General features: G+C 63.2%; 1 protein-coding gene. It reads right to left on the bottom strand.

Annotated features, from left to right (window positions below):
• Positions 1 to 508: ATP-binding protein (locus D2K64_RS24135; protein ID WP_238384415.1), on the bottom strand; the 508-nt coding region annotated here is incomplete at both ends.

The raw sequence follows: 508 nt of genomic DNA, 5'->3' as shown, positions 1-508 counted from the left end.
TCACCAGCTTCCAGGATCGTATAACCGAGATCGTGCAGAACCTCGGTCACCAGAAGGCGTACGGTGGTCTCGTCATCGACCACCAGAACGGTTCTGCCGGCACCACTCGGAGGAGGTTTGCCATGGTCCGTAGGTGTTTCAGACGCGTCAGCCTGGCCTGGGTGAAACGGCAGATAAAGGCAGATGCTGGTGCCCTGGCCAGGCCGTGACGAGATGCGGACTTGGCCACCGGACTGCCGCACAAAGCCATAGACCATGGACAGGCCGAGCCCCGTACCCTGGCCTTCCGGCTTGGTGGTGTAGAAGGGCTCTAAGGCCCTCGCCATCACGTCCGGCGTCATGCCCGTGCCGGTGTCGGAGACGCTCAGCACGACGTATCGTCCCGCGGGCAGGTCCGGCACCTGAGCGGCCTGGCGATCGAGCTGACAATTCGCTGTTGTCACCGTCAGCCTTCCGCCATCGGGCATGGCATCGCGCGCGTTGATGCAGAGGTTGAGCAGCGCGTTCT

The sequence above is a fragment of the Teichococcus vastitatis genome (assembly GCF_003604215.1).
Taxonomy (GTDB): Bacteria; Pseudomonadota; Alphaproteobacteria; order Acetobacterales; family Acetobacteraceae; genus Pseudoroseomonas; species Pseudoroseomonas vastitatis.
The sequence above is the reverse complement of the archived record's forward strand: the minus strand, read 5'-3'. Positions and strand labels throughout refer to the sequence as shown.